Consider the following 16495-nt stretch of genomic DNA (forward strand, 5'->3'; position numbering starts at 1 on the left):
TTGTTTATGTTAGAAGTCTGTTCAATTATTATCAGAAATGAGCTATCTCTCTTTACAAGGCAACGCCTTGTGCCACAGGCTCTCTTTTGCCGTCGGTTTTTAACCGACGGATATAAAAGACAGGAGGCAAAGCCTCTTCCTTTGTGGGCTTAAGCCCCTTTAAAACAGGAACTAGCATTATATATCAAAGGGGGTAAAACCCACAGAGGAATCCGGCAAAGCCGGAACATTTAATCTATCCGTCGGTTAAAAACCGACGGCAAAAGAGAGCCTGCGGCATGAGGTGGAGCCTTGTAAAAAAGACTCATATCTTGCTAAATTTGCACATCGACTCATTATTTCTATGTACAATTGCGAAGTCTAACTATTAATTGAGACTTGAAGGCTGGCATTAAGTGTTTTCAAAATAAACTATCACACTATCATTGCTTTAGTATACCGTTTGAATATCAAAAGATGAATCAGTGATAGTTACCCGTTTTAACTATCATTCAACTATCATAAACTATCATAAAACGATCTGTTTGAGGTAATGCATCGTAAAAAAGGGGATTAAAAACGATCAGATGCCTACCGTTTTCCGATAGTCCCCTATATATTTAGTTCAAATATGGCAGTTATTTTCACGAAAACTACTTATTCTCCTCCTTGAGATCCCCTTTTCAGGCCTTTTTACACCCGGGTTTGAACGATGCTAAGATCCGGGTGTGAAGGGTACTGGGACCCGGGTCTCAGAAGAGAAAAGTGCCTAATTTGCTGAAAATAAGTCATATACTCCGTCAGTTTTGCTAGGCTATTTTATGATAGTATGATGGTTAAAAATGGAACTATCACACGTCCTGTCATAGTCTGAGGGCATTGTATTTCAATGCGCAAGAGCTTGAAAATGATAGTGTGACAGTTCTGTTGGACAATATCCGTTTATGTATAGGTTCAATTCCTCCTAGTTATGAACCTGTAATAAAGCCTGCCTTGTTTATGTGACATGTATTGGATACATTACCTGGAAGGCTTCCATTTTATAGGCTGCTGTGTATCTTGTCATGTTTGTCCCCTAAATCGGGGAATATGTTGCATAAATAGTGCTGTTTTGTTCTATAACCCATGTATTTTGGAAAATTATAAGCGTTTTCTCTTGTTGATTCGGAAAACCTCTTTACCTTTGCAACAGATTCCGTAGCGAGCAGCGGCTCGCGATGAACGGTTTCAATTACATATTGTAAGTATTTTACGAAGATTATTCCAACTCAAAAATCTGGTAAATTTTTAGCTAAACGGAATAATGGACAGTAAATGCTTGCGCTGACTACGTATAAGTGTATCCACCATTTTATATGGGAGGATTGTATTATATCGTATAAGCGCGGGCAGTTGTTCTATTATTGTTTAGCGGGCTTACCAGAGCCTTTGAGTTAATAATAGGCAACTTGCCCGCGTTTTTTTATGCCCGTTCATGATCATTCGCGGGGGTTGTTTTTACCCCTTCGTAAAATTAGTTGTTGGTTTTTGAACCCTATTTATAAACAATTAATTTTAAGATTATGAACAAAAAGTTTTCTACGCTACTGGCAGCGTTCCTGGTTGCCGGTTTTTCTTACACGGTAGAAGCGGGGGTGGTGAAGGTGACCGACCCTACAAGTGGAAGATCTTATCTGATCGCCGCGGATGGTTTGAAGGATGTTTCGTCAAATGATGTACTTCAGTTAGTGCGTTATACTGATGACATTAAATCAAATAATTCTTCTTCCGCTGCTGTACCGGTTGTATCTGATGATGCTCAGTGGATTTTCTCTGGCTCTCTTTCTTCTTTTACTTTGAAGAATGTAGGGAAGGCTGAATTTATGGAAGATTATAGTTCTACAGCTCGTTTTACAACAAATGGCTATAACTATTCTTATTCAGAAGATCAGATTATTCCGAATGGTGAAACTGCTAAGTCATTGCTCTTGACGACAAATGCTGCTGCAACCTTTACTGCAAAAGCTGCTGCAAATAAGGTTTACTTCTATGCCGTTACCAAAAAAGTAGCAGATGTAACCCTTACTCATTTGAAGTTTAATGGAAAGTGGTTGATTGCAAAGAATGCTACAGATGTAGAATTGGTGGATGATGCTACATTGGAAGCTTATAAAACGGCTAATCCAGAAGCTGCTCAGTGGAAAGTTACATCTGGCGATGGAAAATATGCGTCTGTTTCTCAGTCGGGCAAATTCCTTAAGGTTGATGCTGGTGTTTTTGTATTAGATGGAACAGGAAATGTCTTTGAAGAAAACACCGCAGAAGGTTTGTTTGGTGCAACAAGTACTTCTTCCAATGTATTTGAACAATTGATCCAGACAAGCACCGGTGCTATTCAGTTGAAAGAGACTCCTGCTGATACAGATGTAAAACTGGCATTGGAACGTGCTGAAGTAACTCCTTCAGCCGAAGCTGCTGCGACTCTTACTGTCGGTGGTGCAACTTATGATCTGGCAGAAAGCATTGCTAACGAGTATTATTTGTTGACAAGCAAAAGCGCTACAGGCAAGTATATTTCTCAGAAGAGTAACAATGATCTTCCGGAAGTATTGAGCGCAACACCAGATAAGTATGCTTATTGGAAAGTTTCAGGAAACAAAACGAATGGATATATATTTACAAACAAGGCTGGAGTAACATTGAAAGTCGGTGGTGTATCTGCATTCAAATCTGATAATGATTACAATAATGGATTTATAATATTCGGTTTAAACACTTCTAGTACTAAACAATATTTGGATTTAACGAGTGGTGGTGCATTGTCTCTTCAGAACGGTAGTTCTACGGATGCTGATAACGTTTTCGGTCTTTACAAACTGGGCGATCTGCCTTTCTCTGCCGGAGAACTGACAACAGCTTACAATACTTACTTCGACCTGTTATTGAAAGATACAGAAAACGGGACAGATGATTTGGAAGGTAATCCGTTTGCTGATTACAATCTGGTGCCGATGATGATTGAAGATGTAAAAGATGCCGTTACAGGTGCACATTTGTATTATGACTTGAAGGAAGCTACAAGCACTGAGACTTCTTACTTATTCAAGAGAAGCGATGGTTTCTATATCGTATTGGATCTGGATAAGACATGGTCGAAAGCCGGTATCAGTAACCATGTAAATCAGGGTGGTTACAAATTCGATATCTTATCAGCTGAAAACATGAATAAGTATATCAACGGTGTAGCTGCAACTGAATTGCAGAATCGTAACCTGGCGTATAAATTCCAGGCAACCCACGCAAATTTACTGAATGATATCAAATCGATTTCTGTTATCGACAAAAATAACAAGTATAACTATCTGGTGACTTTCAATGCAAATGGAAAAACTTACCTGACAGTTAATAATACATTGAAGAATGGTGTTTATGCCGCTCTGCAGAAAAAGACTTTGGTTCATGGTAGCGATAAGGAGAACAATCCGCTGAATGATCGTTATGTAAATATATCATTCGTTAATCACGAATCGATCAAGTATATTACTGAAAACAATTCCAGAGCGATATTGAATGGTAAAGTATTAGGTATGGATCGTCCGGGGGCTAATCCTATGCCGATGGATGCCGCTAAATTCCTGGCAGGCAAACCGGAAGGACAATGGTTTGTTCGTATGACTAACATCGGTAACAAGACTGCCGAAGAATTGAAGAACGGACAGGAACTGGATGCAGACAATGATGTTGCTTTCACATTTGTAAACCGTGAAAATCCGAACGTTACTTATGATGTTGCTCGTATGTTTGCATTAGGTGACAATAAGTATGCTGTTGAATACAACTACGGTACTTCTTTCAGTCAATATGGTGCAGGCCGTGATACATTGTCTATTACTCCGGTCGATATCGATATGAATGCCCGCCAGATGGATGGTTACAGAGATTACAGTGACGAAGAAATTCTGGATGTGGAATATCGTTTGGCTGTTGCGTCTACAAGTGATGTAAATTACTATGTAACAGAAAATCACGCAGGTCGTCATTTGTTAGGTTTGAGCAAAGACGTAGAAGATGCAACAAACTGGAAGCTGGTACGCATGGATCGTGCACGTCAGATGGATAAAGACGGTTACTTCAAATATGCTACCGACTCTGTTTATGTAGTTAATCATCCGCAGTATTACAAATAACGGTAAATACTATGCAAGCAACGATACGGTTGCCATGGTTGCTTATGCTTTGCAGAATACAGCGAACGGTGAATATATGACTTATGAATCTCCTCAGAAAGAAGACATCTTGTCAATGGTTTGCTGGCCTAACTCTGAAAATTATGTAAAACATTCTACAGACAGAGTTGCTAACGAAGGTTTGTTAAATAGTGTCTTCCGTTTCGTTATTAAAGAAAAGGCTGACGGTAAAGTTAATTTACTGGGTGTAACCGGCTCTGAAACAGGTAATGCTAACTACTTCGTTAATTTGAATAACAAATTGTATGGTGCAACAACCGAAGGTAATGGTGCTGTTCAGGTAGAAGGTGCTTATACACAGATTAACTCTAACGATTTATTTGATATCCAGAAGGTAGAAGCTCCTGAATATCGCAAAAAAGCTCAGGGTGATGTAATTCGTATCTTCCGTGAAGAGAACGATCATGATGTAATGTATGAAAATGCTGAATTCCTGAACTTAGGTAATATCTCCCAGTTGACAGATATGACTCCTGGTTTGTATGTTGATACAGCTTATGTAAGCCGCGGTCATAACAATCGTTATCAGTATCTGCTGGTGGTTAATCCGAAATATGTTCCTGAAGAACCTTGTACAATTCCTGGTCACCCGACTATTCATCCGGATACTACTTATGGTCGCTTCCTGGTTAACTTGATCGACTCTGCTGTTTATACTAACAAGTATGGTGAAATTCATGCTAATAAATTTATTAACGATAAGGAAGCTGATGAAACTTACGTTAAGTTAGGATTTGTTTGGGGATACCGTACAGGTGATAATCTTTACCTGACCGAAGGGCAGAACTTCAAGAAAGTAAAATCTGTTATCGACCTGAACAGCCGTGACTTTAACATCGCCAAGTTTGCATTCCGTTACGTAAATGCTGCTTCTAACGATGAAAACGGAGCATTCAAGATCCAGACTCGTTACGTAGATTACAACTCTGCAATCAAAGTAAAAGATCAGAAAGACCGTCGTGAAAACAACAATGGTTATCTGAAGACTATCAATGGTGTGGTAGTTGTTACTGAAGGTGTTGCTCGTGGTGAAGAATTCAACCTGGCTGCAGAATCATCTGCTCCTGTTGCTAATGAAAGCATCGATGCATCTGCTGTATCAGTAATTGCAAAAGAAGGTGCTGTCATCGTTAAGGGTGCCGAAGGTAAGAAAGTTACTATCAGTAACGTTCTTGGTCAGACAATTGCTAACACAGTGATCTCTTCCGACAATGCAACAATCTCTGCTCCTGCAGGTGTAGTAGTAGTTGCCGTAGAAGGCGAAGCCGCTGTAAAAGCAATCGTAAAATAAGCAATTTTTTATAATCAAATAATTTAAAATTGACCGCGTATCGTAGGGGCGGTTCGTGAATCGCCCCATGATAATTACCCCGCGAGGGCGAACAAGCAGTCGGTATTAATACTAATAATAGTGAAAATAAAGTTCTTCTGTTCTGCCCCCTGTGAAGGGCAAAGACAGGCAAAAAAGTTCCCTCCAGGTTCTCCTGGGGGGAACTTCTTTTTGCTTGTAACTTTATTCCGCTTTTACCGCTTCAGCCGGATTTGCCTGTGCCGCTTCTTTCACCTGGCGGAAGATAGATAACAATACAATTATACAGGTAATGAATAATACGGCTATGAAAGGTCCTGTCGTCAGACTGATATGATTGGCATAGGTCTCCAGCCATCGTTGCATCAGGATAAATCCCAATGGCAGGGCGAACAGGTTACTGATGATAACCAGTATGAGATATTCCCGGAAGAAGAGTTGCAGGATATGCAGGAAAGTGGCTCCATTTACTTTGCGGATGGCGATCTCTTTTTTTCGTTGTTGTGCAGAAAGAGTGACCAGTGAATAAATGCCGAAAGTGGAAATCAGGATACAGAGGATCGCAATGATACTGAATACGCTGAAGATCACTTTTTCCGGGCGATTGAATTTGTCGACCAGATCGGTTAGTTTTATACACAGACTTTCTTTGCTGACTCCATGGACATTTAGTTTCTGGCTCACATTAACGATATGATCCAGTACTTCTTTCTTATGTTCCGGAAGATAGCGGACATAAAAATATTGCACAGGCATATATTCTTTTACATCCTGATCCGTATATAGCCGGAAGAAGGTTTTCTGCACAGGGTATTGCATAGGGGCATAAATATAATCCTTGATGATACCGGCTACTTTCTGATTCGAAATGCCTTTACTATTGTATATGGAACGTTCCAGTAAATCTTCATACCCCAAGTCTTTAAAACCGGTTTCGTTGACGATATAATCATCCGGATTACTTTCGCTAATCCAGCTTCCTTGCTTTAAAGTCATTTCAAAGAAGGAGAAGAATTCTTTACTGACGATCATTAAATGATCCCTTCTTTTGTGATCGGGTTCAGTAGGGTCGAACGATAAATGAGTGTTCATAGAACCGTACCAATCTCCCTGTTCTGTGAATATCCCGGAATTGGTTGCCGTATAACAAACGTCCGTTACATACGGATGATTTTGAAGTTCCGGCATCAATACTCTCAGATCTTGCTCATACGCGTTTTCGTATCCCATATCTACCTGAATCACATTTTCATAATTCAATCCCTTATCTTTTGTCAATATGAAATGTAACTGTTGGAAAAGGATAAGTGAAGTGATAAAAAATAACGAACCGATAAATATCTGACTGACAATTAACCCTCGTTTAAAGATCACTGGGTTAGTATTCCGGTTGCACAATATATTCCGTATAGGAAGAATAGTGAGTAACCAGAATATGACGGTACTGGCTACTAAGGATATGATTACATTTGAAAATAACGCGGCTTTGTCGATTCGTCGCGATATCCCCTCGTAAATTCCATAGTGATTCCAGGCCGTATAGCTTTCGTAGTAGGGGAAGATGGCTTCTATCAGGCAAAATGCCAGTAGATAAGCCATGAACATAGGGAGGAATAATTCGATCCAGCCTTTCAACAACATATCTTTAGGAGATGCTCCGATACACAGATAGGTCCTGTTTTTGGTTTGTTTGCGTTGTTGTTGTCCGATAAATAAGACCAATAGATTCATCAATGCACTCAGGAAGGCCATAAAGCCGGCTAATGCCAGAATATGGATATTTCGTATTCTGTTTTCCAGTTCGGGATGGCAATATAAATGGACTTCCGGGAGTGTCCGCAGATTGATTTTCCACCGGTCGATATGCTCTGTACCCCACGGGTCATCAGCATGACTTTTATAGGTTGCAAGTTTCTCTTTTACTCTATTCGTATTTGTTCCTTTCATCAGCCGGATATATGTTTTATTCCGTCTGACGTTGGGGATTGGCTTTACTTTGTTGATTAATAGGAACTGGAATATTAAATCCGAATTGTCCGGATAGTTTTTTATGACTCCGGTGACAATCGGGTGGGTTTGACCATTCAGTTCGAATGTTCTACCGATACAATCTGTCGTCCCGAAAAACTTTTTTGCTGTACTTTCGGTGAGGATAACGGATTCCCCGTTCGGGTAGGTGCCTTTATAAGTTCCGGTAATGAAATCTGCCCGGAAGAAGTCAAAGAAGGAATGGTCGCATATCAGGCCGTATAACATCTGGCTACTGTGGTTACGTTTTATCGTATAAAAGCAATCGGTAAAGGTGCAGACTTTTTCAATTTCGGGTAACAACTTCTTTATCTCTGCCAGGTCGTTTACATGCAACTGGTCGAGATCAGCATCGGCACCAGTCGCTTTTTTTACCAATCCGGTTGTTGTAAGGCAATAAAGGCGGTCGCTGTTGGGATGGAAGTTGTCGAAATGCGTTTCCCACCACAACCAGTATCCGCCTAAGACAAAGGCTGTAAAACCGATGGCCAGGCCAATGATACTGATAATGGCTTGCGTTTTATATTTAAATTGTTCCCGGATGGATACCTTAAGATAGTGTTGTATCATGAATTATGTTCGTTTGTCAGATTTTTCTTTTCAGATCATATTTTACTACGTCGCGTCCTCCTTGTTCGTTCGGTGACAAAGCTAATAAGTATTTACCTGATTTCTCCGTGGCGATCTTACGTAAATTGCGATCGGCTTGTAAGGTGGCTTTATGTTTTCCGTTCCAGTCGAATACATAAATGACCGAATTGCCGGTGAAGTCTGTCGAACCGTCGAACAGACAGAATACATATTGGTTTGAGCTACAAATATCGATAAAACATTTTTTGCTCTGTTCGGCGTCCAGGTGCTTATTGGTGATGTCGGGAACCGGGATGGTGTAGTAATCGGCAAAAGAAACAGAACCTGTCATCTCGCAATTAAGATCGTAGAAATTTACGCAATCGATAAAGCGAAGAGCAGCTACGATCACTCCCTTTTCTTCATTGACTACCAGGTCGCTGGCGTAAGCTTCCCTGCGTACGTTATCGGGTATGGGGACGGTGATTTTCGGATAGGCGGGTACTGCATATTGTCCGGAAGTACCATTGGAAGAATAAAATACTTGCGGTTTTCCCGGGCTGAACGATACGGCATACAGGTCGTTTGCAGTAAGACAACAATTTGTGAATCCGCCTCCCGGATTATATTCCGAAAGTGAATTTGTTTCACCGGATATGAAAGGGGAGGATTGTGCCTGATTCAAGTCGATCCGCTTCAATAGATGTGAGTCGTTATCCCAGATCGTGATTGCATTTTTTTTATTTTTGTCGGCATAATCGTATTTAGTAAAAGACGGGTAGGAGATAAGGAACGTATCTTTCTCCTTCATCTCCATCTGGTGAAGGGAGAAGTCGTTTTTGTCTCTGACCTGCAGGAGCGTATCACTGTAATAGTCCATAAAAGCATAGTAATCGTCCGTAATGCTGATGTCGTAATAAGTATGTATATCTTGTCCGGCAAAGACTACCTGACCTGATAATGTGTTTGTGATGTCTGTATCGACCTTATACGTTTTTACGGCTCCTTTGTTCTTCGAATCAGAACAGGAGAGAAATACGGATAGACAAGTGAGAAAGCATACTAATTGTTTCATATCTGTATTGTTTTAAATTTATTCGGATTTAATTGTTTCCGCCGGATTCTGGTTGGAAGCCCTCCATATCCGCCAGCTTGTGCAGAGTGTGATAAGAAGTATCAGCGAGAGTAATATGGCCGGATATATCCACCAGTCGATACTTGTTTGAAGCACGTAATTCTGTACCCAGGGTTTCATAATGAGATAACCGACCGGGAAAGCGACAGCGGAGGCGATGAACAATAGCAACATATATTTCAGGAGGAAATTACGCATGATATGGCGTGTCGTTGCACCATTCACCTTCCGGATGGCTATTTCTTTCCGGCGTTGTTCACAGTCGAGGGTGACAAGTGAAAAGACACCGAACAGGGAGATCAGGATACATACCAATGTAACAAAATCGAGCATCAATAACAAAGCATTCTCTGATTTCAGGAATTTGGCATATTCCTCTTCCATATTCCCTACATGGAAATATTGATTGTCCGGATTCAGCTTCTTCACCAGCTGTTCTATCCGTTGTTTGCATTGAGGCCAGGTGCCTTCCTGGTATTTGAAAAGAGCACCTTCACCGTTGCCGGAATTGAATTCTTTGGGGAATACCAACATGATCGGTTTGGTAGGGACGGTAGGAGGGGCAATATAGAAATCTTTGACTACCCCGGTAATAACGTATTGCGATTCTCCTTTCAAAATTGTTTTCCCGACAGGATGATTCATATTCAATGCCTTTATTCCAGTCTGGTTTACCAGAATCTGATTGCCGGCAGCATTGGAGGGCATGGTGCCTTCGACCAATTTCATTTCGTAGAACCGGAAGTATTCCTGATTACAATCGATCAACTCGAAATTTACGACAGAGGTGGAATCTTGCCGTCCCTCCCATTCATCTACGCCTCGGAAAGAGCGGGCATAGCGGGGAAAGATAGCAGACAGTTTATCCGGGAACACCTCCGTAACAAACGGTATCTTACCTATCTCCTCTTTCAGTCCGCCAGTGGGTGGATAGACATTGACATTTGCCCGGTTAGTCCGTTCGAGTCCGTAGTCCGCCTGGTTCAGGTGATAGATCTGTTTCATCAGTATGACAGAACAAAAGATGAAACAAATACTGATTATGAACTGCGCAACCATACTGATCTTCTGGAATACGTTTTTGTTTCTACCTCCGGCAGAACCTTTCAGTATACCGTTTAAAGTCTGACGCCTAAAATAATAGATCGGATATAAAGACAATAGGAAGGATAGAATAACAATGATCCCGGAATACTTCACCGCCGAAAGATAAATCGCAGTGTTTTCAAGTTTTATCTCAGAAAGTTCTTTAAATGTAGGCAATGCAAGCTCGATCAGTATCAGACCTGTAAACAGAGCTAATACCAGCGTTAGAATATATTCGACGGCAAACAAGACGAGTTGGTTGCTATCCGATGAGCCGCATACTTTACGGAGGGCAATTTCCCGGTTGCGCATACGTATCCGGGTAACGAAGAGCGTCAGATAGTTAAATAAGGCACAGAGGATAACTAAGCCACCGGCCGAAGCGAATAATAGGATATGTTCATATTTCACTGTAACTTCCCGGTTGGGGCGATCGTAACGCATTGCCGTGATCGGCGTAAGTTCTGTCTTACTGATTGAAAAAGAAGGATCCTTATCTGCTTTAAACTCTTCCAGTTTCTTTTCGAAAGACTTTATATCGACGCCTTTCTGCAACTTAATGAAAGTCTGCCAGGAGGATACATTCCACTCTTCATCGTGCCCGTTCGAAATGAGGATTTCAAAAGGCATATTACTATGTATGTCCCAGGGCTTTATGATGGCACAGATCTTCTTGTTACCGTAGATGTCGATCTCTTTACCGATCGGATCTTCCGTCCCGAACAGTTTGCGAGCCAGCTGGTCGGTAATGGCTATCTCTTGATTATCGTGAAGCATGAAGTTGCGGTTCCCGTTGATCACATCAAAGCGGAACATTGCCATTGTAGCCGAATCGACTCCTATTTGATACGAGCTATATTTAGCTCCTTTATATTTAAACTGGCAGTTCCAGGCCTGCATATTGCAGGCAGCTTCTACTTCCGGGAATGTTTCTTTCATAAAAGCCGCCAGTGGATAAGGGGTAATCTGGGATAGGCCGTCGTTATACATATCAGATGTTATTCGTATCATATAGATACGGTCGGCACCGTCATGAAAAGTATCGTAAGTCTGTTCGTAGCGTATCCATAAAGTAGCCAGTGCAAAACAGGTAAACCCTACCGCCAGGCCAACAATACTGATGATGGATTGCGATTTATATTTAAGCAGGTTACGAACCGCCAGTTTAAAATAGTGTTGTAGCATATTCATTGTTGTGCGAATATTTATTGCAAGTTTACTAAATAAAAAGCAAAATACATGCCAAAGGGATAAGTGCTTGAAAACATTGTTGTTATGTGTATTTATTATACTTGTTCATCGTGTGTATTCGCACGTAATACGTTCATTATCGCACTGTTTTACAGGGTCAATCGTTTTTATTCCGTTTTGACGGCTATTGCCGGATTGGTTCCGGCAGCTTTACGTATCTGCCAGATCAGAGTGAATAGGGATATGCCGCCGGTAAACAGAAATGCTACGGCAAAGAGCCACCATGATAACGGAGCTTTATTTGCGAAGTGTTCCATATACCTGGTGATAACCAGCCAGGAAACCGGGGTGGCTATTATAAATGAAAGCCCCAGAAGCCTGTAATATTTTCTTAATAGCAATTTTATGATAATTCCCGTCGTAGCTCCGTTTATTTTGCGGATTGCTATTTCTTTGTACCGTTGCTGAATGTCGAATAATGATAAGCTGAATAACCCCATTGAAGAGATCAGGATGGAGATCACTGCAAAGACGGAGTAGATACGGGTAACTAACCGGTCTTTTTCATACATGGCACTGATCTCGTCTTCTACAAATGTATATTCGAATTCTCCCCCGACAGTTCTGGCATGAAGTTCTTTCAGAAACCTGATTGCTTCCCGGCGTTGCCCTGGGACAATAGAAGCCATTAGTTTGCCAGGCCAGAAAAGCTCGTCTTTTACGTCTTTTGAAGTCATTATGATCGGCTGGTTCTGTTGTGAGAGATGCACCACCTGGAATTCAGGAGTGAAGCCTTTGACCAGGTAGGATTTGAGGCCGTTGTATGACTCCATTTCCAACTCGCTAGGTACTTGTCCGCCTTTACTGAACAATTTTTTAGCTGTTTCATTCATCAGTATCTCATTCTCATTTTTCGGTAGTATTTCTTTTGATACCGGAATTTCATATACGTCGAAGAAACTATTATAAATTTTCACATGAAGTACTTCCTGCCATTCTCCCCCGGGGATACGCATTTTCTGTTTATTGAATTGATCGTTCGGTATTTCGTATGGACTCAGCCCGTAACTGTACGATTGAAACAGGGGAGACGCTTTGATCGCTTCCTGCACATTGAATGAGATCTCATCGGATCGTTGTTGATCTTCCGGTCCGTAGCTCATTTGGGAAGAAGGACGTATGAACCATACTTTTATAATATCCCTGGTACGATATCCCAGGTCGGCATTCAGCATGAAGTGTAGTTGTTTCATAAAAAACAGCGAAGAAATAATCAGACAGCAGGTGATACCATACTGGATAACTAAAAAGATGGAACGGGTACCCATTTTATTTTTCTCCGGGACAACCCCCTGAAGCGAATGGATCGTCATCCGGAAATTGTAGTTGAAAAAGGGATATAGTGTAATAATTAATGGCAATCCTAAGAGAATGCCGATGGATAATAGCGTATTGAAAGACGAACCGACGATGGTGGAGATACCGAGCAGGCTTATTTGTAGCGGATCGGTAATCTCGATAATCATCCAGCCGAGAAACAGGGCGATGGCTGTTAATGCCAGATTTTCTACATACAACTGGATGAACAGCTGGGCCGGCCTGGCCCCGAATACTTTTTTCATTCCTAACTCCCGGTTACGCTTAATGATAACGACTGAACTGATATGGACAAAGTTGAACAGGCCAATCAATAAGAGAAGGATGGCAACAAAAGAAAGAACTTTCAGACTATCGGCATTTCCTTGCCGGAAGGTATCCTGGCCCTTGTCAACGGTTTTGTCCATATATAGCTTGTCGAGCGGAATAACCTGGAAAAGAACATTTTGTTTACCGGCTGCATCGTAGCTGGCTTTTAGTTTGTCATTGATCCGGGTGATGTCGACATTCGGGGAAGCTAATGCGATACTGTAATAATTGACCGGTGGCCAGCGCCATTGCAGTTCTTTCGATATCAACAGGTCGAAGTGTAATGAACTTTGTGTTTCTGTATTTCCGGTGATACCTTTGATTGTCAGTATATTTCCATTATATTCAATGTTCTTACCGATTGGATTTTCTTTGCCGAACAGTTTCTGTGCGAACCGGCTGGTAATGACAGCATCTTTAGGATCAACCAGCAAGCGGTCACGGTTTCCTTCCAGTACCGGGAAATCCAATAATTGCAGAAAGATTGTATCCGTAGCCAATACATGTGCATTGAATTTTTTCTCTTCTGCTTTGATCTCTACGTTGTTGAGGGAGACGAAGGAAGTTCTTTTTTCTATTTCCGGTATATCCAGCGGATTGGTATACTCTTTCTTCAGAAGGACATTATCTGTTGTACACAGGAGTGGAGCCCGGTCTCCGTTTTCCCAATGGCGCATACTCAGATACAACCGGTCATGATTTTTGTTGAAATGATCGGTTGTCGCTTCGCTGTATACGTACCGGCTGATAATGATCACGCAGGCCAGGCTTAAAGCTAACCCGAGTATATTAATCACAGTATATAACCGGAAACGCATCAATGAGCGTATGGCAAATAAAAGTATTTTCATGCATAGAGCTTGTTATAGTGTTATTATTCTGCTTTCATGGCTGTTGCCGGATTTGTTTGTGCTGCTTTCCGTATTTGCCAGATCAGTGTTGCCAGAGAGATTCCGGCTGTAACGATCAGGGCTACAGCAAATATCCACCAGGATACGGAAGCTTTGTTTGCAAAGTTTTCCAGGTATCTGAAAATTGCCAGTAGCGAGATCGGAACAGATATTATGAATGCCAATCCCAACAGTTTAAAATATTTACGCAACATCATTTTCATAACAACATCGGTTGTTGCACCGTTTACTTTGCGGATGGCTATTTCACGGTATCGTTGCTGTACGTCGAATAACGACAGGCTGAATAGTCCCAAAGAGGAAATCAGGATAGCTATGACCGTGAATATGGAATAGATATAAGCCGCTTTTTTATCCTCTTTATACATGGCATTTACATCGTCTTCTACAAATGAGTATTCAAAATCTCCCCCGATGGTTTCGTCGTGTAATTTTCTAAGAAAGGCGATTGCTTCCTGTCTTTTGCCTGGCTGAACCACTGCTGTTAGTTTACAGTTGTAAGGTCTTGATTGCGCGATGGATATAACAAGAGGCACAGCCGGCTTTGCCAAATGGGTATATTTAAAATCTTTCACAATACCAATGATTTGATAGGCCGGGTTTTGAGACATTAATTCCTCGTCTCCATTCCACCATAGACGTCTTTCGGGCTGCAGTAATGCTGTTTCCAGATTGGTAATACCGAAGAGTTTTTGCGCAGTTTCATTGATGATGAATTTATAATCAAGTTCCGTATCTGTCGAATCGTTCCAGAATCGTCCTTCCTTCAATTGTAGTTCGAATATTTTTAAATCGGTACTACTCATACTGGTAGACTTAACTTCCTTAAATTCGCCGTCGGGTGTTTTTATCCGGCTACCGTAATCCTGTATTTCATTCGGACTTTCACCAAACGTCCAGGCGGAGAACAAAGGGGAACTGTTTAATTTCTGTTTGATCTCCTCATTCTTTTTACCCAGGTCTTCAAAAAGCTTCATTATTTCTTCCTGGGGTAATGTATGGGCGGTAGGGGGGAATTTAAGAAATTGTGCTTTGATAATATCTTTTGTACGGTATCCCAGATCTGCATGCAGCATGAAGTTGAGTTGTTTCATGAAGAATAACGAAACAATGATCAGACAACAGGTTATAGTATATTGGAAGACCATGAAAATAGTTCTTGATACAACAGAATTTCCACTAATATTTACTGATCGTAATGATGATATAGGAGTAGAATAGTTATATTTTATGAATGGATATACCGATGTAATGACCGGTAGTACGATTAATATGGCAAGAGACAACAACAGGTCGAATTTAATATTATTCACTTGTGTAATTCCCAGTAAGTTACTTATTGCTTCTCCGCTTATTTCGATCAGTAGCCAGGCAATGAATAAGGCTCCTCCTATCATGGCCAGATTTTCGCTAATCAGTTGTACCAACATTTGTGTTGCTTTTGCTCCAAAAACCTTTTTCATGCCCAACTCCCGTGCCCGTTTGAGCATCAATACCGTGTAAATATTGATAAAGTTAAAAATACCAACCAACAGGATCAGAAAGGCAACACCGGATAGTATCATTATATTGCCAAAGTTTCCCTGTTGAAAGGAGTCGGTGAACCGATTGACGCTATCATCGAAATAATTGTCTTTTAAAGGTAATAGCTGGTAGAGGTTTACTCCTTCCCGGTCATTGGTTGCCAGTTCTTTATTGAGTTTTTGTATATCTGTGCCTGGATTTAACAGTAAGCATGCGCTAAACATATATCCCCAGTTTTTTTGTAACTGGTAGGAGACCAACATGTCAAACTGTATGGAACTTTTTTCTACAGGCTCTTTGAGAACCGCAGTTACGGTTACCATCTGGCCGCCGGAGCAGAGTATTTTTTTACCAATAGCGTTTTCTTCGGAACCGAATAATTTTCGGGCATATCTCTGAGTTATGACAGCATCCTGCGGGCCTTTTAATAGGTTTTGTTTGTTTCCTACCATCACATCGTATTCCATTATCTGAAGAAATACGGTGTCGGTAACAATAATGCGAGCAGTATGTTTTTTGTTGTCGGATTCTATAATATCCTCCGGTAAAGTGGAAAAGGCGGTTATTTTCTCAATGGACGGATTGTTTTCAAGGACAGGATCGCCTGCTCCGGTTCGACTATTGAAGCTATAAGAGAACCGGGGTTTGATCTCACTGTCAAAATGCTGTGTACCCAGGCAAATACGATCCAGATTCTGATTGAAATGATCGACTGTCAGTTCCCGAAATACGTAACGGGATATAATCATGACACACGCCAGACTCATCGCCAGTCCCAATATGTTGATAATCGTATAAAGCCGGAAACGGCTAAGTGAGCGTATCGCAAGCAATAATATTTTCATGGTAT

7 protein-coding genes are annotated in these 16495 nt (G+C 41.2%); 2 read left to right on the top strand and 5 right to left on the bottom strand.

What is annotated here, in order from left to right; translation table 11 throughout:
• Positions 1 to 1541 precede the first annotated feature (1541 nt).
• Positions 1542 to 4145: a hypothetical protein gene (locus tag BQ7394_RS02275; protein WP_075555887.1), complete on the top strand. Its 2604-nt coding sequence runs from the start codon at positions 1542 to 1544 to the stop codon at positions 4143 to 4145.
• Between the two features lie 34 nt (positions 4146 to 4179).
• Positions 4180 to 5496, top strand: a complete 1317-nt coding sequence (locus tag BQ7394_RS02280) for a DUF6383 domain-containing protein (protein WP_075555888.1) — start codon at positions 4180 to 4182, stop codon at positions 5494 to 5496.
• Between the two features lie 222 nt (positions 5497 to 5718).
• Here BQ7394_RS02280 and BQ7394_RS02285 read toward each other — a convergent pair whose 3' ends face one another.
• From BQ7394_RS02285 to BQ7394_RS02305, 5 genes are all read right to left on the bottom strand, one after another.
• Entirely contained in the window at positions 5719 to 8112 is a 2394-nt protein-coding gene (locus BQ7394_RS02285; protein WP_075555889.1) for an FtsX-like permease family protein, read from the bottom strand.
• 16 nt (positions 8113 to 8128) lie between these two features.
• Positions 8129 to 9187 (bottom strand): TolB-like 6-bladed beta-propeller domain-containing protein, encoded by a 1059-nt coding sequence (locus tag BQ7394_RS02290; RefSeq protein ID WP_075555890.1) that lies wholly within the window; start codon positions 9185 to 9187, stop codon positions 8129 to 8131.
• An 18-nt stretch (positions 9188 to 9205) separates the two neighbouring features.
• A complete protein-coding gene (locus BQ7394_RS02295) occupies positions 9206 to 11524 on the bottom strand; it encodes an ABC transporter permease (protein ID WP_210436516.1) in 2319 nt (772 codons plus the stop codon).
• Positions 11525 to 11691: 167 nt separating this feature from the next.
• Positions 11692 to 14061: an ABC transporter permease gene (locus BQ7394_RS02300; protein ID WP_075555892.1), complete on the bottom strand. Its 2370-nt coding sequence runs from the start codon at positions 14059 to 14061 to the stop codon at positions 11692 to 11694.
• A gap of 23 nt (positions 14062 to 14084) precedes the next feature.
• Positions 14085 to 16490, bottom strand: coding sequence for an ABC transporter permease (locus BQ7394_RS02305; protein ID WP_075555893.1), 2406 nt, complete (start codon positions 16488 to 16490; stop codon positions 14085 to 14087).
• Positions 16491 to 16495: the final 5 nt, after the last annotated feature.

This window comes from Parabacteroides timonensis (assembly GCF_900128505.1).
Lineage (GTDB): Bacteria > Bacteroidota > Bacteroidia > Bacteroidales > Tannerellaceae > Parabacteroides > Parabacteroides timonensis.